The following is a 22,799-nucleotide window of genomic DNA, read 5'->3' on the forward strand; positions in this document are numbered from 1 at the left end:
AATTAATTATCTGATCAAAATAATTCAACTCGGAGCATATTTACTTAGATCACTCCCAAGGTTAAGTATAGGAGGCGAAGTGAGATGAAAATAGTGCGTACGCTAGTAATTTTTGGTGCTATAAGTCTGAGTGGATACTATGGGATTACCCATTCAGTCAATCCCGCTCTGGCTCAGATTGTTCCGGATCAGACCTTGGGGGATAACCCTTCTCTAGTTAAACCCAATGTAGAGGTTAAAGGACTTCCCGCTGACTTAATTGAAGGTGGAGCAACCAGAGGGGATAACCTATTCCATAGCTTTTCTGAATTTAATGTTAGGGACTTGCAGCGGGTTTACTTTGCCAATCCCGCTGGCATCAATAATATTCTCAGCCGAGTAACCGGTAGTAACATCTCCAAGATCTTCGGCACCCTAGGAGTAGATGGTGCCGCGAACTTGTTTTTGCTCAATCCTAATGGTATTGTTTTCGGAGCCAATTCCCAATTAGATGTAGCCGGTTCGTTTGTTGGAAGTACCGCTAATAGTATAGTTTTTGGCAATGGCACCGAGTTTAGTGCTACCAATCCCGAAGAGCCGCCCCTTTTAACCATTAACATTACTCCCGGATTGCAGTATGGCCAGAATCATCCTCAGCCAATCGTAAATGCTGGCAATTTAGCTGTGGGACAGGGACAGAATGTCACCTTAGTCGGTGGGAGTGTGATTAGCACTGGGGATATCCTAGCACCAGGGGGTGAGATTAATCTAGTAGCGGTTCCTCGTGAAACGTTAGTGCAGTTGGGGCAAGCTGGACAGATTTTGACACTATCGACTCCAACGCCATCAATAGAATCTAATTCTCCCTCTGTTACTGAATTTTTAAGTACTTTGAACCATGACACCGGCGTAACAGTTTCCAGTGACGGTCAGGTCACAATTACCGATTCCGGTACTATTGTGCCACTGGCTCCAGGAACAGTGATCATCTCTGGTGCCCTAAACGCTGCCAATTTATCTCCAGGACAAACAGGAGGCAAAGTAACGGTATTAGGCAATCAAGTTGGCTTGTTTGACAGTGGATCCATTGATGTTTCTGGAAACAGTAGTGGTGGAGAGGCACTAATTGGTGGGGATTTCCAAGGTCAAGGACAGCTGCCATTGGCCACAGCTACCTATATCGGTCCTGACACCACCATCAATGCTGATGCCGTTAGCAACGGTAATGGTGGTCTGATTGTGATTTGGTCGAATCAATCCACTCGCGCCTATGGCACCTTAACCGCAAGGGGGGGAGCGCAATCGGGCAATGGCGGTTTAATCGAGACATCTAGTGCCAATTTTCTGGATGTGGCTGGAATCAAAGTCGATGCTAGTGCTCCAAATGGTTTAGCAGGAACCTGGTTACTTGACCCGAGGAATGTTACTCTTGGCTTTGCAGATACATCCAATGGCACCTTTGATAGTAATTCCAATATCTTCACTCCCACTGGGGATGATGCCGTGGTGAATATCCCAGATATTGAAGCTCAACTCAATGCTGGCACCAATGTCACCATCACTACTGGAACCACAGGCACTCAGGAAGGAAATATCACTGCAGATGGCTTTGGCATTACCAAAACTACACCAGGGGAAGTCACTCTAAGTTTGCAAGCGGCCAATGATATTTCTCTCAAAAACTTTGGAATAAATGCCGACAGTGGTTTCCTGAATCTAGTCCTGGAAGCGGATAGTGACAACTCCGGTAGTGGTGATGTGGAGTTGATGAATGGGGGAATTGATACTGGAGGAGGAGCAGTCACCATTACTGCGGCTGGTGCGATCGCATTGGAAAGTATCGGAATCAACAGAAATAACAACCGTAGCGATCAGGCACCACCGATCACCGTGATCAGTGGTGAATCCATATCCCTAAAAAATGCTGGAATCAATAGCCTCACCTCTGGGGATAATGGAAATGCTGGAAACGTTATCGTTCAAACAGGTACCCTTACCATAGAAAAGGCGGGGATTGGTAGTAGGACAAACGGTAAGGGGGATGCTGGTCAAGTAGAAGTTACGGCTGACTCTATATCCCTGATCAGAAATGCTGGTATCAGTAGCAATGCTTGTTTAACTGATTCCTGTCAGGATAATGCTGGACAAACCATAGAGGGGAATGCTGGACAAGTTATAATCAACGCTGGTTCTATTGTGATCGAAAATAGTAGTGGTTTGGGTAGCGATACCGAAGGCAAGGGCAATGCTGGAGCAATATCGATCACAGCTGACTCCCTTTCTATTGCTAATGACAGTGGTTTTGGTAGCATAGCTATAAAAGGGAGTACGGGTAATGGTGGAACAATTACTATCGAAGTGAGCTCTCTTTCACTTGACAACGAAAGTGGAATTGGTAGCAATGTTGATGGAGTGGAAGGTGGTAAGGCTGGAGACATCACTATTACCGCTGATAGGATTTCACTAACCAACAACAGCGCTATTGATGGGGATACCAACGGTAGGCTTGATGGTGGAGATATCACTATCACCGTTACTGACTCCCTATTCCTCAGCGGTAATAGTGACATTTTTACCAACAGCAGTGATCCTGATAGTGATATTAGAGCTCAGGGCAATGCTGGAGAGATCAACATCACAGCTGGTTCTGTATTGTTCGAAAATGAAAGTGGCCTTGGTAGCGAGACTAGAGGCAAGAGCGAAGGGAATGGTGGAAAAATAACAATTACTGCTGACTCAGTTGTGTTCAGAAGAAACAGTGGTATTAGTACCAAGACTACAGATAACAGTACTGGGGATGCTGGAACAATAACAATTAATGCTAAATCTATAGTGCTGGAAAATGAATCAGGTATTGGTACCAACACTGAAGATAACAGTACTGGCAAGGCTGGAGAGATCACAATTAATGCTGACTCCATCTCCCTAGAAAACAATAGTAATATTTCTGCTCAAACCTTTAGCGGAGATGGTGGTAATATTATTCTCACGCTACAGGAATTATTACTATTGCGCGACGGTAGTCAAATTAGCACCACTGCAGGTACCGAAAAGCAAGGGGGAGATGGTGGGGATATAACCATTGAGGCTGATTTAATTGTTGCCTTCCTGGAAGAAAATAGCGACATCACTGCTAATGCCTTTGATGGCATGGGTGGTAATATTACACTTACCGCTCAAGGCATCTTTGGGTTCAACTTTCCGGATCAACCAACCAACTTGAGTGATATCACCGCCAGTTCTGAGCGTGGTGTAGATGGAAACATAGAAATCAACATCCTTGGGGTTAATCCATCTCAGGGTTTAGTAGAACTCCCCACTACTGTAGTTGACCCTTCCACACTGATTGCTGCTAGCTGTGCCGAAAATGTCAAAGTGGCATCGGATGATTCCAAAGGGGATGAATTCATTATTACTGGACGGGGTGGCTTACCTCCGAGTCCCCTTGAGCCAATCATAAGCCGAACTGTAATAGCAGATTGGGTAACCTTAGATAACTCGGCAACAGAAAATTATCAGAGTCAACGTCTAACTCCGGCGGCTAGGGAGGAGTCGGCTCGAAAGCGTCCAAAGCGGCGGATTGTGGAAGCTCAGGGTTGGCTGATTGGCCCTGATGGTACTGTTATTCTCACCCCTTTCCCTACCACCCCCGAGACCTGGGCTAACTCTTGGCGCAAATCCCCTTCTTGCGAGGATCTTAGGAGAATTAGTAATGGATCTTAGTGATTAATTTTAAGGTGGGCAGTGCTTAGCTTTGGCCCTTGGCCAGCTTGATGCATCGGTCTGTGTACTGCTGTGATTAATCCTTTGGTGGGCAGTGTCTAGCCACCCTATGGCCAGGTTGATGAATCGGTCTGAGCCACTGCCCACCCTACATCTAGGTTTTTGGTGGGCAGTGTCTAGCCACCCTATGGCCAGGTTGATCAATCGGTCTGAGCCACTGCCGACCCTACATCTAGGTTTTTGGTAGCTCAGTGGGTTGGTTGCTCCATTTTGGCTAAGTCCTGATTGACCTGAAAGGCAGGATAATGGCAAGTAACGCAAAAACCGAGCACCCCTAATCCTATCATGTGTGCTAGAATTCGGAGGAAGCTTAAAGTGAGCACTATGCAAGCTAGTTCCTAGTCTAAATTCAAGATTGTAAATTCAAGTCATTAACAGCCAAGGGTTCCTGATAAGCATTCCTTGACTACCTAATTTCCTAACTATCGAATTCCCTGAGTATCTCAGTGTTTTTACGTAAGTTGAAATTTATAAAATATACTATTATTATCTAGTAGTAGGCCAGCAAAGGCTGAAGCTACGATTGCTATTAGCAGTTTGGGATCAGCAGCGAAGGTTTAGATTATAGGCGTTCCCATGCTGGTGTAGATTATTCCACTTTAGGTACGACTGAGGCACCCCTTAAAACAAGTCAAGCAAAGTGAAACCTTCGCAGCTAATTAAGAGTTAAGCGTTTTTGAGTAGATGGCGGAATAGATTCTCCTTAACCATCATTTGACGCAAAACTTCCAAGAGATAGGACTGAGCCTCCTCCTGGCTCAAGAGCTTGACTTGGTCTTGGTAGATTTTCATCTGGAACTGTTGCTCCAAACTTAGCTTTCCAGGCGTTTCCATAGGTTTACTCCTAAGCTTACATACGTTGATTAGGGCAGGCGGACGAATGTTCCGACTGCTCTTTTTTTTGGCCGTTGTTAATCAATCTAACACACCTATAGAATACTGTCGATTCTGTCAAGCAATAAGTAATCAAAGATACAAATTGTAATAAAAATCCGGAAAGCGATGATTTGTCCTTGTGCTTGTATGTCTGACAGACTTAGATCAAGTCCGATTGAATACCGATAATAAAGAAAATTGATGGTGTAACGGTGTGATAGGGTGATTTCGATTAAGAGTAATTATTCGGACATCATAGTTATTACGGAAAACCTGGCCCAAAACCCACTTATATAGTGGCACAATCCCGTTTAGTATCAGTATATGTAGCGTAGCAGCGGAAATCCTGATGGATTGGCCATGGATGGCTGGTTTGGCAAAATCTCAGGAATATGCAAAAATTCAAGCTTAATTGACACTCCTCTGCCTAAAGGCGAGAGGATTCTTGCTTCAATGGGATTCCAACGAATTTACCCTCAGCAAGCATCTTCACCGTATGCCCTACGGCTGTTAATCCTCTAATTGCCACTACCTGAGCTGCGGCTATATCTCTATCCGTTGTATAGCCACAGGCAGAGCAAATGTGAGTACGTTGTGAAAGCTCTTTCTTTCCCGTTTGTGTCAAACAATTAGGACAAATCTGGCTGGTTTTACGTGCATCTACTTTCTGGAAATACACCCCACGCTTAAAACAAGTTTGTGCCAAGATCTCGAAAAATTGGCCAAACCCAGCATCTAAGCAGTGTTTCCCTAATATTCCACGGGATAGCCCCACCAGATTCAAATCTTCTACAAATATCATCCCTGCATGATCGCACAGATGATGGGAAAGCTTCCTGTGCCAATCTTTACGGCAATTGGCTACATACTCGTGTAGTTTTGCTACCTTTTTTTGTGCGCGCCTCCAATTGTTCGAGCCTATAGGTTTCCTGGAAACACGCTTTTGCAGTAATTTCAGCTTGCGTTCGGCATCACCCAGGAACCTCGGACCCTTGATTAAAAGACCACTAGAAGTAGCAATAAAACTAGTTAATCCTACATCAATTCCTACTGCTTCACCATGGGGTATTGGTTGAGGTAAATCAACATTCCATTGAATGGTTAGCATGACGTACCAACCGGAAACCCGTTTGACTATACGAGCTTGCTTGATTTGAGCATCATTAGGAATTTCTCGTGACTGACGGAATTTTACCCAACCAATTACAGGCAATTTCACTAACCCATGTTCTAATCTTTTTCCTTTCATTTGAGGAAAAACAAAAGACCTCATTCTGCCTTTTTTCTTGAACCGGGGGAATCCAGCGTTACGCTCCCACATGTTGGTGAAAGCTGTTTCAACTCTTTTTAAAGTTTGCTGCAACACTTGAGATTGGATCTTCTTGAGTTCAAGGTTCTGTTTTTTGGCAGCCGTCAAAGATTTACACTGACTTGCATAGGTAGGACGCGGTGTGTCAGCAGGAATGATGTAGCAACTATGGAGGCTGCAAGCATTAATCTGACAACTACGAGATTTGTACCAATCTTTCCTTTCTGCTAAAGCGTAGTTGTATACCAAGCGAGTTATCTCAAGCCACTCATCAAAGATTTTTGATTGTTGTTTGGTAGGTTTAAGCTTGAACTCGTAGGTGAGATTAAACATTTGCTTTTCCTCCTTGCCTTCTATAATAGCGATTTTATTATCTACCGTCAATACGAAAGATAATAAAAGCCGTCCTTCTAGGACGGGGCTTTAAACCCAAAATTTTTGGTAAAATTTGAACAAAAACTCGGTAAATCAAATACCATAATATGGATCCAATTATTGATGCCATGGAATTTTTCCAGCTCAGTGCTGGCAACTGGCGATCGCAACGCACAACCCACCACCTAGCCTTCCGACAAGCAGAGAAGGGAGAGCTGAACATCAAGGTAGCAACCTTAGAGGCTGATCATCCCCAAGTTATTGAGCTGTGTGAGCTTCATAAGATTAACCCAAGTTTGGCAGCAGGTGGAGCTTTGGTCAGTTGGCAGGGTACAATGGCTTGGGACCAGAGTGATGACGGTCACAAAGACTCGACGGTGATGGTGGTGGTTCCAGATGCCGACTCTCCTAGACAGGGGAAGTTATTGCGGGAAAAAGGTTACGCTGAAACCATGCCAGTGGCTGGTATTTATCAGATGGATGCTCAAGATGGGCTAGTGCTGATTACTGAATATGAAACCATGAGTGCTCATGAGCGTTTCTCGTTTATCACTCCATCTCGGCGGATGCGTACCAGTATAGTGAAACGTTTTGGTGGATTTAGCAGCGCATCATTTTGTATCGAAACCCGGATTGACTCTAATTTAGATAATGGGGCTAGTGCTGGCGCTAATACTGGGGCTAATATTGGCGTGACATCTCAACAACAACAAAATGTCTTGGCACCGGAAGAGTATTATTCAATCTTGGGCTGGTGATTCCACCATCAGCGATGATCCGTTAATCCGGGGCTATCAGTATCTCAATGCTGTGGGTCAGCTGGCTTTAGACCCAAGTATGGTAGAGATCACTGATAATGGTAGAGAACGCGATCGCATTTATACCTGGATTGGCAATCACATTGATGCCATTAATGGAGAGCTCCAGACTTGCCTAGAAGCCTGTCATAGCTGCTATCATGATTCCCTATGCCGCCCAATGCGGATTTTGGCAACCCCTTTAGGGGAAAAGTTTGGTATTGATGGCTTTTGCAACATCTTAGCCACTCCGGCAGTGATATTAATTGATGTCGGACGCATTGCACGGTCTGATTGGTTGAGTATTGTCATCCATGAATATGCCCATGCTCATTTAGGTGCCCCTGGTCACGATCAGCGTTTTTTTGACGTCATTTCCCATCTCTGTTTGGGTCTGGGATTAAAACCGCCACGCTGGCAGTTAGATCTCGAAACTTACCTGCGGGATTGGCCTGAGTGTCCATCCAAGAATAATCCACTGTCTTTTTGGATGGGGTATGGATGCACTTGAGCGATAGGCTATTGTCTAATCCTTTGGTCTAATTATTTCGGGCTATTTTAATAAATATTAAAAAATATTACTTTGAGTAACGTTTTACTTAATCAAAATTAATAATCTATTAGTGATTAAGGTGATTAAGTTAAAGGAGAAGACTCTGAGTAATCACACAGATTAATCACAAAAGCAAGAAGAGGGTTAGTTGATTAACCCATAACTATTGACAATTGACGATTGACGATTAACTGCTGTCCCCGCTATCCGTAGTCGCTTGAGAGATTAGGATATCGATTAAAATATAATTTTTTTATAGACTGACACAGGATTCATTATATATTTGATTAAGGTTTGTAAGATTTTCTAAGAATACGGAGATAAAAACGTGGCTATTCCTTTACTAGGCTACGCCCCTGTGACGCAGAATGCGCGCATAGATGGGTATGAGATACCAGGAGAAGAGCAACCCAGAATTTATTCCACTGAAAACTTGCTCTCCCCCGGAGACATGGATGCCCTAATCGAGGCAGGATACCGTCAGATCTTCTTCCATGCCTTTGCTTCGGATCGTGAACCGTTCCTGGAGTCTCAACTCCGGTTCGGTCAGATCACAGTGCGGGACTTTATTCGTGGGTTGTTGCTTTCTGAAACTTTCAAAACCAGCTTCTATGACAAAAACAGCAACTATCGCGTTGTAGAGCAGTGCGTGCAGCGGGTGCTTGGACGTGATATCTATGGCGAAAGAGAAAAATTAGCCTGGTCAATTATAATTGCCACAAAGGGTATCCAAGGCTTCGTCGATCAACTGCTCGACAGCGAAGAGTACATGGAGAATTTTGGGTACAACACCGTCCCCTATCAACGGCGTCGAGTGCTTCCCGGTCGCCCTCAGGGTGAAACACCATTCAACATCAAATCTCCACGTTACAACGAATACTACCGTGCAGTACTGGGCTTCCCACAAATCATTTGGCAGACCCAGGTGCGCAGTTACGTGCCACAAGACAAGAAGGCCAAGGCAGGGGATCCATCTCTGTATATGGGCTTAGCACGGGAGCTGTCTCCCCAAGGCAACACTATCCCACGAGTGTCAGCTTTGAATATCGATTACGAATCCTTAGTGCCATATCGGGCTCAGAACAAGGAACTAGCTGAAGCGAAGTCGTAGCACGTCTAAGAGTTTGATCAAAGCTAGGGGGGGAGGGGCAACAAACTCAATCCACTCCCCACAAACCGGATGCTGTAGTTGTAGTCGCCAAGCGTGAAGTGCTTGACCCGGTAGATTAACACCGACAGAACGACCACTGCTGTAAACGGGATCTCCAACAATGGGATGACCAATATAGCTACTGTGGACACGAATTTGGTGGGTGCGACCAGTTTCTAATTGGAAATGGATCAGGGTATAGTTGCCCAGTCGTTCTCGGACTTGCCAATGGGTAATCGCTGGGCGTCCCCCTTTTTCTACTGGCACGACAGCCATTTTCTTGCGGTCTACAGGATGCCGTCCAATCGGTTGGTTAATGGTGCCAGACTCAGCAGAGGGAGCACCATAGACTACACCTAAATATTGTCTTTGAGCAGTTTTGGCTTGGAGTTGGGCTTGTAGATGTCCATGAGCCTGGTCAGTTTTTGCGATCGCAATTGCACCAGTTGTATCCTTATCCAAGCGGTGGACAATGCCTGGACGCTGAACACCACCAATACCTGTCAGTTTAGGACAGTGGGCTAAAAGGGCATTGACAAGAGTACCACTTTCATGACCAGGTGCGGGATGAACTACCAAACCAGCCGGTTTGTTGATAATAATCAGAACCTCATCTTCATAAAGAATGTCTAAGGGGATGACTTCCGGTTGTAATTCCAGAGGTTTGGGGTCAGGAATGGTTAGGGAGATGCGATCGCCTAGCTGAACTTTAGCTTTTTTTGAGATGCACACGTGATCATTCACTTGCACGTTGCCTTGTTCAATCAGCTTCTGGATACGAGAGCGAGACAAGTCAGGTGTTTCTTGGGCAATATAGCTGTCAAGGCGATAACTGGGAGTTGAACCAGTAGAGTTGCTAGTTTCCTGAACTTGCAAGAATTTGATAGAAAGCTGAGGGGTCATTGTTGATCGTTGATTGTCAACCGAACTGAGAATTAGGAATACAGAAGACTTCAATTATGTATAGCAAAGGGAACAGCGGATCTGGGAACAGCGGATCTGGGAGTAGGGAATATGGCATCAAAAATTATCACAATTCATTTAATAATGCTATATTAATTAGCAATAATTAATAATTAATAATGAGCCAAAGGCGATCAACCATTGTATATAGCGTTTCTGATACTTATGAGGTACATTCCATTTTATGGACGCCACTCCCTACTCCCTACTCCCTACTCCCTACTCCCTACTCCCTACTCCCTATTTTGGTCAGTAGCAAAGTGCAGCGGTAGGGTAACAGTAAATGTGGTTCCCACCCCAACTTCACTGTTTACAGCAATTTTAGCATCGTGCAAGTCTAAACATTTTTTGACAATTGCTAAACCCAGTCCAGTCCCAGGGATACTGCCAACATTACTTGCTCTTTCAAAGGACTCAAATAGTTTCTCTTGGTCTTTTATAGGAATGCCGATCCCCTGATCTTGAACCTGGATTACTGCGGTCGAAGAATTGCAATTGAGTTCAAATTTGATCGTACCTCCTTCTGGAGAATATTTAATCGCATTTAAGAGCAAATTGTTAACAACATGACTCAACAGTCTTTCATCGATTAGGGCATCTTGACAGCTACCATGACTAATGAACATCAGGTTATGCTTAGAACCCAGGTTAATTTTAATATTTTCGAGTATGTCCTGACACAAAGCCACTAAATCCATGGATTCTGGTTCAAACTTGAGTTTACCAGCATCCGCTTTCCCAATCGTTAGAACATCATCCAAAAGTTGAGTCATCCGGACCACAGCATGCTGAATCTTATCATGGTGCTTCTGTTTTTTCTCAGGGGACAATTTTTCCTGATAGCGTTGCAGCATTTGAGCAGAAGATTGAATTGTAGTCAGTGGCGTGCGAAACTCGTGAGAAACTAATGAAACGAAACCTGAGCGGAGTTGACCCAGTTCTTTTTCCTTAGCCAATGCATTAAGAATATCTGCTTCTGCTTGCTTGAGTTCAGTGATATCCCTTCCCACCGCCTGGCATTCGATAAATTGGCCATGTTCATCAAACATAGCTCGATCACTCCACTGCTGCCAGCGAATTTCTCCAGAGTCGAGAAGAACTCGGTGTTCGTAAGTGTTGATCGGATTATCTACGGAAAGAGAACGGAAGTTCCGGGTAACAATGTCTTCGTCTTCCGGAGGCATTTTTGGCAAAAATACTTTCCCTACTAATTCAGAGCGGTCTTTGTCAAAATAGCGGCAGTAAGCATCATTGACAAACGTTAGGGTGCCATCAAGTTTCAAGCGACAGATCAGTTCAGTTTGATCTTCAATGATGGCACGAAATCGTTCTTCACTGTGTCGCACCGCCTCCTCTGCCTGCTTGCGTTCTGTAATGTCTTCAACCATGCTCAAAATACACAGGATTTCTCCTGCTTGATTTCGCATAGCCATCATGGTTAAATTACCCCAGAGGGTATCTTGATTCTTTTTACGGTAACGTATTTCTAACTTAAAACTATCAATTTCTCCTTGTATGACCTGCCTAATATAAGGCTTGGCTTGTTCTAGGTCTTCAGGATGAGTAATTGCCAAACCATTGAGAGCCATTAGTTCAGACTTGGTGTATCCGAGCATTTCATAAAAAGCCCGATTCACCTGAATAAACTGATAATCCAAATCTGATAGTGACATTCCAATAGGTGCTTCATCAAACACCCGTCGAAATTTTGCTTCTTTCTGGTCTAACGCGGCTTCTGTATTTAGTCTCAATTGCTGATAGGCTTGCCGTAGTTCTACCTCTGCCTGCTTGCGCTGGGTAGTATCTTGGATAATCCCGATAACTTGATAAATATTTTCTTGCTCATCTAGCAGGGGAATATAGGTAGCGAGGACAGTGAGTTCACCAACCTCTGGCAAAGTCAAAGTCAGTTCTTCCACTTGTGGCATCCGGGTTTCCACAGCCTTTTGTAGCAGTTTCACATAGATATCCTTAAATACAGGAGGATAGATTTCCTCGTCAGTGTGACCCAGTAGTGGTGAATCAGCCACTCCAGTTAGCTTAACCCCTTGTTGATTGATAAACTGGAGCCGCCGCTGGGCATCATAGATAATAAATGTACCGGGATAATTATCCACTGCTAGGCGAAATCGTTTTTCGCTTAGGCGTAATGCCTCTTCTGCCTGTTGGCGCTCCGTGATGTCAACAATTAACCCCAGCAGACGATTGAGATTACCTGAACTATCTAGGTAAAACTGTCCTTTGTTCTCAACGGTGATGTATGTGCCATCCTTCTTACGGATCCGATACTCAATATCAAAAGGCTCTTTAGTGACAATCACCCGTTCAATGGTGTGTCGGTATCGTTCTAAATCATCAGGATAAATTAATTCATCCCACCCTTGCCCAGTGTTGGTGAGTTCTCCTGGGTAATAACCCAATACTTGTTCAATATTGTGACCCCAAATCAATTCATTGGTCTGGGTATTCCATTCGTAGAGCAGATGACCACTAATTTGACTAACCGCTTCATAGCGATAAAGCCATTCCGTTAATAGAGCAAAGTCACTTTTGAAGTTTTGCTCATCTAGATTTAGATTTTCAAAGCCCTTACTGCCTTTATAGGAGCCAGTAGAGTTACCATAGTCCAATCCCGATTCTAGCTGTTTAATACTAGTGATATCTTTAGCAACAGCATAGAGAAGACCCTGTTCATCCTGTGAAATTCTCCAAGCCAGCCAACGCAAGCTACCATCTTTGTGGTATAATCTATTCCGGTATTCGACTAGTTTTCCTTGACCACAATCACGAAGGGCATTGAGAGTAAATTCCCGATCTTCTGGATAAATCCACTCAATCCAAGGTCGCGATCGCAATTGGGAGCAAGTCCAACCTAGAACCTTTTCCCAAGCCGGATTAAGTTGTTGAAAATATCCGTTTTGACCAAAGGTGCATAATAGATCAAGTGATAAAGAAAACAAGATCTTTAGGGCGGACTCTGCCTCTGCCATTGTTTCAGTACTTTTGATGTGAGACTGAGTGGTGTTCATTGCTGGGCTCGATCCGTCAGGAATTCTACAGATAAGCTAGGGATACATCTACCCACAGTCTTCCCTCAATAATCAGTATAATCACAAGATCATCAGCAGGAATATTTTAGAAAGCTCAGAAGATTTCTCTGAGTAAAGGAAATTGTGAGGACATTTTGTGGTAATGTTTGTTAGTCTTTTGCCCTGAAGCCCTGCTGAGAGCTTTATAGTAAGCCTGATTAGCATGTTCTCTTCGAGCAGTACGCTGGTAAATAACTGTGCTAGATAACTGTGCTAGATAACTGTGCTAGATAATTGTGCTAGATAATTGTGCTAGGTGACTAGGGCTGATAACTTGTCACAACTCGCCCAGCTCCGTAGCGCTGTCGGTAATAATACTGTGTTATCTCATCCCCTTGTTCTGAAAGCTGGTCAATTGCAATCCCATTTCGACCATGATCAATACCCGAACTATGAATGTAATCACCATCACCTAGATACAATCCTACATGGTTAACTTTTTGACCGGTAGCGAAAAAGACCAAATCCCCTGGTTGTAGTTGCTCCATTCTAATGGTTTGGGTGAAAGCTGCTTGCTGATAAGAATCTCTGGGTAACCAAATCCCCGATGCCGCAAACGCTGCTTGCATCAACCCTGAACAGTCATAGTTGGGACCTACTGTACCCCCCCAAAGGTAGTAGGGATTTTGACCCATTGCTGCTTTAGTAAACCCAATCACCGCTTTTATTCGTGCTTGAATTTGAGCTGGAGACAGAGAAATGGGGCGATAAGGAGTCTTAGCTATCTCCAGTAGAGCCAAATCCGACACAGGCAACCAACCAGAATAGTTATCTTCACACAGACGTACTTCTAAGGCATTACCGACAGGCGAGACAGACTTGACTCGCAAGTGTCTTCCTGTAGCTGCTTGCGTTGTCAAACCCTTACAGTTGGGCGAATCATAGAGGTTGAGATTAGCACGACAGTAGTATTCTAAATCATTGGCTCGTAATTGCTCAAGCAAAACCATAGTATAGGAAGGCGGAACTTACACTCAGATTATGATCCTTTTCTAGAAGGATGAACAACTAGGAAGATTCAGCAGTGAAATCAACCGTTGCCCGTTGACCAACCTTTCCCTGACTGCCTCATGATCAAGTTACTCTAATCGAGCGCCTCGGGATCTGGCAAGTGGACTTACGCCACTCAGCGGTGCGACCCCGGTCGGGTTTCCCGACAAGCGTGAACGCGCACCAAGAGAGAGGAAAAATCAGGAGCCAACGCCAATCGCTAATTTCCGATCGGGCAACCGAAAATAGAGAATTACAGAGGTTTTAGAGGTTTAGATAGCTAAGTCCTGTGTTAGTAGTGATGTTTACGCAGGGCAAAACTAAAAGCCAAAATGAGGTTATTCTGCTCTTTGTATCTGGTAAAGTTGGTCGGATGAGTAGACTATCCTAGGATTGGGTTCAAGTTCTTGAGTAGCTTATCTGATCTCAATGGCTAGCAGCTACAAGTTACTGACCAAGAAATATAGCTTTTAGCTTTTGCCTAACTGCTAAATTTGTTACCCCTAACCAATGACCAAGTAGTTTTTGAGGAGTGAGTGTGAAGAGTAATTTTCCTAAGACCCTTTCGATGCAACTGAGTATGGCAGTATTGACGATGGTCAGTTACCAGCTGTCTGCTACTGCTGAAACACCTAGCTATAATTCATCGGTAAAGCAATTTACCCAGACAGCAGCAGCGGTCAGACCTAAGCAATTAGCAGCAGCTTCCACCATCACACTTGACCCTAATCGATTTAATCCGGAAACTACACAGACTCCTGAAAATATCTTCAGACCAACTAGTCTGCTATCAGGCAATCTCAACACTATCACTGACCATCAAGCTAATTCCCGTTTAGGGCAATTGGACAGGATAGGAGCAGCGGTTCGTGCTACTAAGTCGGTAGGGTCTCCTAATGAATTGGTCAACCGCTCCCAATTCAATGGCTCAGTTGCACCAATTGCTGACTATACAGTCACACAAAAGCAGGTACCATTAGCCAATTTAGAAACTATCCAGTATCCTGGTAATCTCTCCAAACAAGACCTAGAAGCGATCACTGAGCAATCCCAAAAACCTTCTCAAGAGTTCAATAATCCTGTGGTAGCTCCACCGAGACCAGGGACTTTAGCGACATCTGTAGCAGCTCTAAACATACAACTAGATCCAGCCAGCTCTCCCACCTCAGAGCCAACCTCCTATGAAGTAGGCACCCCTGTAGCTCAAAGAAACATTGACCCTACTGGCAAGAGCCTCGGGGTTGGAAACTATATCGGAATTGGCGGTCATATCGGTTTTACTGATGATGGCACCAATATTGGTCGAGGTGGCTTTATGATTAACGGCAAATACGATTTATCCCCCACCCTATCAGTGCGTCCTAGCATACTAATCAATGATGATGCTACCTTTGTGATCCCAGCCACTTACAACTTTATTTTCCAGGATGAACCGTTTGAGCCGCCTACTTACTCAGCTTTTGCTGGTGCTGGTTTGGCTTTTTCTACAGGTGATGAGGACAATGTCGGTTTAATCGTTACTGGTGGTGTTGATTGGCCATTTGGACCCAATTTTGTTGCCAATGCTGCTTTAACTGGTGGAATTTTCGTTGATGGTGCCACAGATCTCGGAATTTCCTTTGGCATTGGTTACAGCTTCTCTAACTTTGATAGGTAGACAAGGGACAGATCTAAGCAAAGGAGGGATAAGATACCGTGATGGCGCATCTTATGCCTCCTTTTTACAAAGACCTAGGTAGAGTTAATCAAATTTTCTAAGCAACGAAAGTTTTATTTTTGCCAGTTGAGGATACTCAACGGAGAGGGAGGGATTCGAACCCTCGGATAGGCCTGAACCTATCAACAGATTAGCAATCTGCCGCTTTCGACCACTCAGCCACCTCTCCAAGGTGATGTCAATCCATAATAGCACATTTTTGAAGTTGTCAACTGCTAGTAATGTAAATTTTCTGATTAGAAACCATCAGCGATCGTTCACACTACTACAAACATGGGGGAAACCCCCAAGACTGCGCTGCCTTCCCAAGACCGTAATGGTGCGCTTACAGTCGTCCAATTAAATTCGCCACGGGTCGCACCTGAGGCATCGCTGAATGATGCACTATTTTTAAGTGAGGGACATTCAGCCAGCTATAAAGACCTGTGTGAAATCCCAGAAGCATCTCAAGAAGTTAAACAATACCATATAGTGCCCGACTTAAGTTATCATTTTATATAAATAAATTGTTAAATTTATTTACTTCCATCCACTGATGTGTTAAGCACACCTGAGAGGTTAAAATTTGTTAAGTGAGTGTGTAAAAGCTCGACGCTGAGGGTTTAGCCGGATAGAGGTCAGACTCCCCATACCTGAAAACCTTCTGTAAGCTCCAACATCAAAAAAGCCTATGAATACGAAAAATACACAGCACATTGCTCTGATCTCCGTTCACGGAGATCCAGCGATAGAAATCGGTAAGGAAGAAGCTGGAGGACAGAATGTGTATGTGCGCCAAGTGGGTGAAGCTCTTGCTAAGCAGGGGTGGCAGGTCGATATGTTTACTCGCCTCTCCAGTTCCAATCAAGCCACAATGGTTGAACATACTCCAGGTTGTCGTACTATTCGCCTAACTGCTGGTCCAAAAGCATTTGTGCCACGGCAAGAGATTTTTGAATACTGCGGTGAGTTTTTAACCCAATTGCTTAAGTTTCAGGAGCAATCAGGCATTCACTACTCAATAGTACATACAAACTACTGGCTTTCGGCTTGGGTAGGTATGGAGTGGAAGAAGCGTCAATCCCTTCTTGATGCAATAGCGAGTGGGGGAAACCAACGGCAGTCGCTCATGGGGGGAACCCCCAAGACCGCGCTGCCTCCCCAAGACCGCGCTGCATCGCTTATTCAACTTCACACCTATCACTCCCTAGGCGCAGTTAAATACCAGTCAGTAGAAACAATTCCGAAGATTGCTGCGACTCGCTTGGACATAGAAAAAGCAGTGCTAGAAACAGCAGAACGCATTGTTGCTACATCTCCCCAAGAACAAGAACACATGCGTACGCTAGTTTCAAGTAAGGGGGACATTGATATTATTCCCTGTGGTACCGACATTGACCGATTTGGCAAGATTAACCGCTTAGAAGCACGGCAAAAACTTGGACTTAGCCCTGAAAACAAAATCATCTTTTACGTGGGACGGTTTGACGAACGCAAGGGCATTGAAACCCTAGTTCGAGCTGTTGGTTCGTCCCAGCTACGGGGTGATGCTAACTTGAAGCTGATTATTGGTGGTGGTTCTCGTCCTGGTGAGAAAGATGGTATGGAACGCGATCGCATTGAAGGGATTGTAGCTGAATTAGAACTGCAAACTATCACTACATTTCCTGGACGCATTCCTGATGAACTACTGCCAGCTTATTACGCTGCAGCTGATGTTTGCGTAGTACCAAGTCACTACGAGCCTTTTGGTTTAGTTGCCATCGAAGCCATGGCTAGTGGCACCCCTGTGGTAGCTAGTGATGTCGGTGGTCTTCAGTTTACCGTTGTATCTGCAGAAACTGGCTTACTGGCACCACCTAAAGATGCTGGTGCTTTTTCGGCTGCTATCGATCGGATTCTCTCGGATCACGACTGGAAAAATCAACTTGGCTTAGGGGCAAGAGCAAGGGTAGAAAATATGTTTAGCTGGAATGGTGTTGCCCATCAGCTGAGTCAGCTCTATGAGAGCTTGCTGGAAGCCAAATCAGAGAATTTGGCAACAACTAGTGCCTGAAATCTATTGGGCACATTCATTCCGTGGCAATCAGGATAGATGTCAAAGGTTAAAGGATTAAGTTACGACCCTAGTATTCCTTTTGCCTTTTTGCATGGGTCCTATTCATCCTGATGGGTGGTATAACTCTTGTATCTGTAAATTGGGAAAGTTTGGTAAATTGGATATCCTATATGTTGGCAAGCGATTGCTTCGTGAGTCCGGAATGATGTTACATTAAATTTCTTGTTTTGACCTTCAAGCAAGGAAAATAAAAGGTTATTGCTGTTCGCGTAGCGTAGCCCTTCGGGCTAATCGATATTGATCACAAAACCAGGCTAATCATTCCCGATGTTCCTGTAACTAGCATGTAACTAGGGTTTATGCATCCTACCAGTTATCCAATCTCCAATTCCCAATCCCCAAGTAGCAAGAAGAACTTGAATTATGGGTTCCCAAGGAGCTTATAAGCCATCCCTATCTAAGCATAGTGGTCAACAGCAGTATCGATCTTCTCCACAACTAACAGGAGGAGCCTATGAGTTGGAAGCCAGCAAACTCGATCTGCGTCGTATATTAGCTGCTGCTCGTCGTCGAGCTGTCTTGATGGCAGGGGTGGCCCTTACTGTGACATCCGGAATTATTGCCAAAACCTTAAGTGCAGTTCCGATCTATGAAGGCAAATTCCAGCTGTTACTCGAACCCATATCTGGTGAAGATCCGTTGGAGTTGCAGGCAAAACCCGGGGTACATAGCATTGCTGCTCCAACTAAAAGTTTCGACTATGACACTCAAATTCAGGTATTAAGCTCTCCTCAGGTTATGTCTGAGATTGTGGAGCAAATTCAAACCCAATATCCAGAAATAAACTATCATACTCTCCGGGAAGGAATGATGGTATCCCGACTGCGAGAAACCAAAATTTTAGAAGTTGCCTACCAAGATTCAGACCCCGAAAGAATTCAATTTGTTTTGGAAAAGGTTGCTCTGGGCTACATCGAGTACTCTAAGCAACAACAACAGGCTAGCATCAAACAAGGCATTCAATTTGTCTCGAATCAGCAGCCGAAAATACAAGGACAAATTAATCAGCTTCAGCTACAACTCCAGCAACTCCAGCAGAAGTACAACCTGATTAATCCACAACTTCAGGGTGAACTGTTGACGAATCGGGTCAATGCTATTGTCGAACACAGACAAGCTACCCAAACTCAGCTGCGAGACACGATTATACTGTATGGGAAACTCAAAGGTCAGTTGGGGCTATCCTCACAGCAAGCGGAAGCAGTAGCTAACCTGATCGCAACACCCCGTTATCAACAATTGCTCAACCAACTTTCTAAAGTAGAAGGTCAGATGGTGTTGGATTTAGCAGAGTTCAAGGAAAACCAATCTACCTTTGAAGGATTAAGGCAACAACAGCAAAATTTACTCCCCCTGTTAAGCCAGGAAGCAGAAAAGGTGATAAATAGCCGTATTCAGGAGTTGAGTGGCAATGCTCCATCGGCTTCCTCAAGTACAGTTCGCCTGAATTTGATTCAGCAGCTAGTAGAGACAGCGAACCAAATTAAGGTTTTAGAGATGCGCCAGGTCGCAATCGCTAAAGGGGAAAGTCTGATCAGTGAAAAACTTAAACAGCTAGCTGTGATTGCCGATCGATATACAGAACTCAAGCAGAAGATTGAGGTAGCAACAGAAAGCCTAAACCGCTTTGAGTCAGTTCGGGAAACTTTGGAACTTGAATCAGCTAAAACCAGTATCCCTTGGCAGACAATTGTTGAGCCGCAACAACCTGAAAAACCAATATCCCCAAATTTGCCTGATACTTTGCTCCTAAGCGCAGCCGCAGGGATAGTTGCAGGTGCCACGGCTGGGTTTTTAGCAGAAAAGTTACATCATTTACTTAACAGCACTGACGATATCAAAGAGTATACTCGCTTTCCAATATTAGCAACAATCCCCTTTAACAAAGAACTCCAGAAATGCACTACCGTTACTGGTGTGGGCATAATACCCGAGCCAGAAGCCTCAGCTCCACAACTCGGTGTGGGATCTGGTAGTTACCAGATTTCTCCTGTTTTAGAGGCGTTTCGCTCTCTCCAAGTTAATCTCCAATGTCTGTATTCTGAGAAACCCATTAGCGCTATAGTGGTAACTTCTGCTGAACCAGTAGATGGTAAATCCACTACGGCTATATTCTTAGCCCTGGCAGCAGCAGCAATGGGGCAAAAGGTTTTACTGGTGGATGCTAATCTGCGCTTTCCTCAGATTCATCAGAAGATGGATTTACCTAATTTATGGGGACTGAGCGATGTTATTTCTAGCGAAATCAAGGTTGATGATGTTATTCAGCGATCGCCTCTAGAGGAAAATCTCTGTGTTCTAAGTGCTGGTCAAATTTCCCCCGACCCCACCAGGCTTCTCAATTCCCCAAAGATGGAGAATTTAGTTCAATATCTCAAAGAGCGGTTTGAGCTGGTAATTTTTGATACCCCTCCCCTACTTGGTCTGGCGGATGCTAGACTTCTGGAGCCTAATACCGATGGGATATTGATGGTGGTAGGTTTAGGGAAAGCTAAGCAAATTTTGTTCAAAGAAGCTCTCTCGGAATTGAGAATTGCTCATAGCAGAGTTTTGGGTATTGTTGCTAATGGTTTAAAAGGTTACACTACCGGTAGCTATGATTACTATCATTATTACTTCGGCAATACTCTTGAGGAAACCAAAGTTTAGGAGTGATTGGTCAAGTCGCTTTGCTCCAATTCAAAATTAAAAATTATTAATTCAAAATGACAATCAGTGGGGGCTTGTACCCGCCACTGATTGAAGACCACTGATAGCGAGCAATCCCTCGCTATCAGTGGGGGCTTGTACCCAGAATTAAAAAATTGCCAAATTTCTGATTTTCTTTATTTTGAAGTTTGAATTTTGAATTTTGAATTACCACTAGGGGTCATTGGTCATTGGTCATTTTTAACTACTCTAATAACAAAGAGTGAATCCTAAAGGAATAACGACAAATAACTAACGACAAATACATCAATGATTCAGTACTCACCAAGGTAGACTTAAGGTGAAGCGACTACTGAAGCTGTCATGACTAACCGCCTTGCCCAATCCCAAAGCCTTTATCTACGTAAGCATGCTGAAAATCCGATCGATTGGTGGCCTTGGTGTGAAGAAGCGCTATTAACGGCAAGAAAACAAGATAGGCCAATTTTCCTGTCTATCGGTTACTCTAGCTGCCACTGGTGTACGGTGATGGAGGGCGAAGCGTTTTCCCATCAGGCAATTGCCAAGTATATGAATGCTAATTTTCTTCCGATTAAGCTAGACCGGGAAGAAAGACCTGATATTGATAGTATTTACATGCTAGCATTGCAGATGATGACAGGTCAAGGAGGCTGGCCCCTTAATATTTTCCTGACACCCGATGAGTTGGTACCCTTTTATGGAGGTACCTATTTCCCTGTGGAACCACGCTACGGACGACCGGGGTTTTTGCAGTTGCTCCAATCAATTCGTCGCTTCTATGATTTAGAAAAAGGCAAGCTTAACAGTTTCAAAGAAGACATCCTGGGATACCTCCAACAGGCAGCAGTACTACCGGAATCAGAGCAGCTTGGTGATGATTTGCTCTTTATCGGTGGTCAAGTTAGTGTGGGTGTCGTTAATGCTCTCAATCCAGGTCCACGTTTCCCCATGATTCCCTATGCCAGTATGGCACTACGGGTTACTCGCTTCGATTGGGCATCGGAGTATAATCCAGAGCAGGCTTGTGCAAAGCGGGGACTAGACTTAGCTAAGGGGGGTATTTACGATCATGTCGCTGGGGGGTTTCATCGCTACACGGTTGACCCCACTTGGACAGTACCCCACTTTGAAAAAATGCTCTATGACAATGGGCAGATTGTGGAGTACTTGGTAGATTTGTGGAGTGCAGGGATTCAGGAAGCCGCTTTTAAACGAGCGATCGCAGGAACAGTTCAATGGCTCAAGCGGGAAATGACCGCTCCGAATGGTTTCTTTTATGCTGCTCAAGATGCAGATAATTTCGCGACCCCAGCAGACAGTGAACCTGAAGAAGGGGCGTTTTATGTCTGGAGTTATTCAGAACTAGAACAACTGCTAAGCCCATCGGAGTTTACAGCAATTCAGGAAGAATTTACTCTGACCAAAGAGGGCAACTTTGAAGGCAAGAATGTGTTGCAGCGCCGTTACTCAGATCAGTTTTCCCAGAACACTGAAGCTGCTTTGGCTAAACTGTTTGAAGCACGTTATGGTGCCAAACCGGATCTCCTGGAAACCTTTCCACCAGCCAAGACCAATCAAGAGGCAAAAACCCGGAACTGGCTCGGTAGAATTCCACCAGTAACGGACACCAAAATGATTGTTGCCTGGAATAGCTTAATGATTTCTGGTCTAGCGCGAGCCTATAGTGTGTTTCTTGAACCGGACTATTGGCAACTAGCAACTGTTGCTGCTCAATTCATCCTCAATAATCAATGGGTAGCAGGACGATTCCACCGACTAAACTATGATGGTCAACCGGCAGTGCTGGCTCAGTCTGAGGATTATGCTTTGTTTATCAAAGCTTTGCTAGATTTACATCAAGCAAGTTTGTCAGTAGAACAACCTTGGGCAAAAGGCCAAGGTTCAAATCTGCAACCGATGAACCTGTCACCGGCCAGTTGGTTAGAGAAAGCTGTTAAGGTTCAGGAGGAGTTTGATGAATTGCTGTGGAGTGTGGATAATGGTGGTTACTATAATGCTGCCAGTGACCCTAGTGATCAACTGTTAGTAAACGAGCGTAGTTATACGGATAATGCCACACCATCTGCCAATGGCGTAGCGATCGCTAACCTAGTACGTCTGGCTTTACTCACTGAAGATTTGCGATACCTTGACCGAGCAGAAGAAGCCTTGAAAGCATTTAGTAGCGTACTCAACACATCCCCTCAATCCTGTCCCAGTATATTTACTGCTTTAGATTGGTACCGCAATTGCACTCTGATTCGCGCTGGTGCTGACCAACTTACCTCCCTGATCTGTGGGTATTTCCCCGTCAGTGTTTATCAATTAGATACCCATCTGCCAGATTCTGTTATTGGTTTAGTTTGTCAGGGACTTAGTTGTAAACCAGCAGCCAGTAACATTAATCAATTATTAGCACAGGTGCAGACAAGTCAAACCAGAGCTTGAAT

Annotated in this window: 14 protein-coding genes and 1 tRNA gene; 9 read left to right on the top strand and 6 right to left on the bottom strand. The window is 44.4% G+C overall.

What is annotated here, in order from left to right; all coding sequences use genetic code 11:
- Window positions 1-84: 84 nt before the first annotated feature.
- Window positions 85-3,702: a two-partner secretion domain-containing protein gene (locus BJP37_RS29595; RefSeq protein WP_075904236.1), complete on the top strand. Its 3,618-nt coding sequence runs from the start codon at window positions 85-87 to the stop codon at window positions 3,700-3,702.
- A 726-nt stretch (window positions 3,703-4,428) separates the two neighbouring features.
- On the opposite strand, the gene BJP37_RS29600 is transcribed toward BJP37_RS29595, so the two are convergent.
- Both BJP37_RS29600 and BJP37_RS29605 read right to left on the bottom strand, forming a co-directional pair.
- On the bottom strand, window positions 4,429-4,596 hold the full coding sequence (locus tag BJP37_RS29600) for an NblA/ycf18 family protein (RefSeq protein ID WP_008183188.1): 168 nt from the start codon (window positions 4,594-4,596) through the stop codon (window positions 4,429-4,431).
- A gap of 469 nt (window positions 4,597-5,065) precedes the next feature.
- Window positions 5,066-6,280 (bottom strand): RNA-guided endonuclease InsQ/TnpB family protein, encoded by a 1,215-nt coding sequence (locus BJP37_RS29605; RefSeq protein WP_075904238.1) that lies wholly within the window; start codon window positions 6,278-6,280, stop codon window positions 5,066-5,068.
- Window positions 6,281-6,429: 149 nt separating this feature from the next.
- On the opposite strand from BJP37_RS29605, the gene BJP37_RS29610 reads away from it, so the two are divergent.
- The 3 genes from BJP37_RS29610 to BJP37_RS29620 all read left to right on the top strand — a co-directional run bounded on the left by BJP37_RS29610 (window position 6,430) and on the right by BJP37_RS29620 (window position 8,783).
- Window positions 6,430-7,080: a phycobiliprotein lyase gene (locus tag BJP37_RS29610; protein ID WP_438941519.1), complete on the top strand. Its 651-nt coding sequence runs from the start codon at window positions 6,430-6,432 to the stop codon at window positions 7,078-7,080.
- Window positions 7,037-7,630 (top strand): hypothetical protein, encoded by a 594-nt coding sequence (locus tag BJP37_RS29615; protein WP_075904240.1) that lies wholly within the window; start codon window positions 7,037-7,039, stop codon window positions 7,628-7,630. Before BJP37_RS29610 ends, BJP37_RS29615 begins: the two co-directional genes overlap by 44 nt.
- Window positions 7,631-8,000: 370 nt before the next feature.
- Window positions 8,001-8,783, top strand: coding sequence for a phycobilisome rod-core linker polypeptide (locus BJP37_RS29620; protein WP_075904242.1), 783 nt, complete (start codon window positions 8,001-8,003; stop codon window positions 8,781-8,783).
- Here BJP37_RS29620 and BJP37_RS29625 read toward each other — a convergent pair.
- Window positions 8,763-9,725, bottom strand: coding sequence for an RluA family pseudouridine synthase (locus tag BJP37_RS29625; protein WP_075904244.1), 963 nt, complete (start codon window positions 9,723-9,725; stop codon window positions 8,763-8,765). The genes BJP37_RS29620 and BJP37_RS29625 overlap by 21 nt on opposite strands.
- 179 nt (window positions 9,726-9,904) lie before the next feature.
- On the opposite strand from BJP37_RS29625, the gene BJP37_RS40275 reads away from it, so the two are divergent.
- Complete coding sequence (locus BJP37_RS40275; RefSeq protein ID WP_158069823.1) at window positions 9,905-10,057, top strand: hypothetical protein; 153 nt, start codon at window positions 9,905-9,907, stop codon at window positions 10,055-10,057.
- Here the strand turns inward: BJP37_RS40275 and BJP37_RS29630 are convergent.
- Both BJP37_RS29630 and BJP37_RS29635 read right to left on the bottom strand, forming a co-directional pair.
- A complete protein-coding gene (locus BJP37_RS29630; protein WP_075904246.1) occupies window positions 10,019-12,814 on the bottom strand; it encodes a PAS domain-containing protein in 2,796 nt (931 codons plus the stop codon). The two genes, BJP37_RS40275 and BJP37_RS29630, sit on opposite strands and share 39 nt — an antisense overlap.
- Before the next feature lie 320 nt (window positions 12,815-13,134).
- Entirely contained in the window at window positions 13,135-13,824 is a 690-nt protein-coding gene (locus tag BJP37_RS29635) for a C40 family peptidase (protein ID WP_075904248.1), read from the bottom strand.
- A 578-nt stretch (window positions 13,825-14,402) separates the two neighbouring features.
- On the opposite strand from BJP37_RS29635, the gene BJP37_RS29640 reads away from it, so the two are divergent.
- Entirely contained in the window at window positions 14,403-15,521 is a 1,119-nt protein-coding gene (locus tag BJP37_RS29640; RefSeq protein WP_143727857.1) for a hypothetical protein, read from the top strand.
- A 140-nt stretch (window positions 15,522-15,661) separates the two neighbouring features.
- On the opposite strand, the gene BJP37_RS29645 is transcribed toward BJP37_RS29640, so the two are convergent.
- A tRNA-Ser gene (locus BJP37_RS29645) sits at window positions 15,662-15,750 on the bottom strand.
- A gap of 501 nt (window positions 15,751-16,251) precedes the next feature.
- Between BJP37_RS29645 and BJP37_RS29650 the strand changes: the two genes are divergently transcribed.
- The 3 genes from BJP37_RS29650 (at window position 16,252) to BJP37_RS29660 (ending at window position 22,797) form a co-directional block, all read left to right on the top strand.
- Window positions 16,252-17,616 (top strand): glycosyltransferase, encoded by a 1,365-nt coding sequence (locus BJP37_RS29650; RefSeq protein WP_075904251.1) that lies wholly within the window; start codon window positions 16,252-16,254, stop codon window positions 17,614-17,616.
- Window positions 17,617-18,042: 426 nt separating this feature from the next.
- The gene (locus BJP37_RS29655) at window positions 18,043-20,328 is read left to right on the top strand and encodes a GumC family protein (protein WP_075904253.1); all 2,286 of its coding nucleotides are present in this window, start codon (window positions 18,043-18,045) and stop codon (window positions 20,326-20,328) included.
- Window positions 20,329-20,691: 363 nt separating this feature from the next.
- Window positions 20,692-22,797, top strand: coding sequence for a thioredoxin domain-containing protein (locus BJP37_RS29660; RefSeq protein WP_075904255.1), 2,106 nt, complete (start codon window positions 20,692-20,694; stop codon window positions 22,795-22,797).
- Window positions 22,798-22,799: the final 2 nt, after the last annotated feature.

It is taken from the genome of Moorena bouillonii PNG, from assembly GCF_001942495.1.
GTDB classification, from domain to species: domain Bacteria; phylum Cyanobacteriota; class Cyanobacteriia; order Cyanobacteriales; family Coleofasciculaceae; genus Moorena; species Moorena bouillonii.

Bases quoted from the DNA above. Each gene is read 5' to 3' on its own strand.
- BJP37_RS40275 (WP_158069823.1), top strand. From the start codon at position 9,905: ATGAGCCAAAGGCGATCAACCATTGTATATAGCGTTTCTGATACTTAT.
- BJP37_RS29635 (WP_075904248.1), bottom strand. From the start codon at position 13,824: ATGGTTTTGCTTGAGCAATTACGAGCCAATGATTTAGAATACTACTGT.
- BJP37_RS29595 (WP_075904236.1), top strand. From the start codon at position 85: ATGAAAATAGTGCGTACGCTAGTAATTTTTGGTGCTATAAGTCTGAGT.
- BJP37_RS29655 (WP_075904253.1), top strand. From the start codon at position 18,043: ATGGGTTCCCAAGGAGCTTATAAGCCATCCCTATCTAAGCATAGTGGT.
- BJP37_RS29660 (WP_075904255.1), top strand. From the start codon at position 20,692: ATGACTAACCGCCTTGCCCAATCCCAAAGCCTTTATCTACGTAAGCAT.
- BJP37_RS29625 (WP_075904244.1), bottom strand. From the start codon at position 9,725: ATGACCCCTCAGCTTTCTATCAAATTCTTGCAAGTTCAGGAAACTAGC.
- BJP37_RS29610 (WP_438941519.1), top strand. From the start codon at position 6,430: ATGGATCCAATTATTGATGCCATGGAATTTTTCCAGCTCAGTGCTGGC.
- BJP37_RS29650 (WP_075904251.1), top strand. From the start codon at position 16,252: ATGAATACGAAAAATACACAGCACATTGCTCTGATCTCCGTTCACGGA.
- BJP37_RS29605 (WP_075904238.1), bottom strand. From the start codon at position 6,280: ATGTTTAATCTCACCTACGAGTTCAAGCTTAAACCTACCAAACAACAA.
- BJP37_RS29630 (WP_075904246.1), bottom strand. From the start codon at position 12,814: ATGAACACCACTCAGTCTCACATCAAAAGTACTGAAACAATGGCAGAG.
- BJP37_RS29615 (WP_075904240.1), top strand. From the start codon at position 7,037: ATGTCTTGGCACCGGAAGAGTATTATTCAATCTTGGGCTGGTGATTCC.
- BJP37_RS29600 (WP_008183188.1), bottom strand. From the start codon at position 4,596: ATGGAAACGCCTGGAAAGCTAAGTTTGGAGCAACAGTTCCAGATGAAA.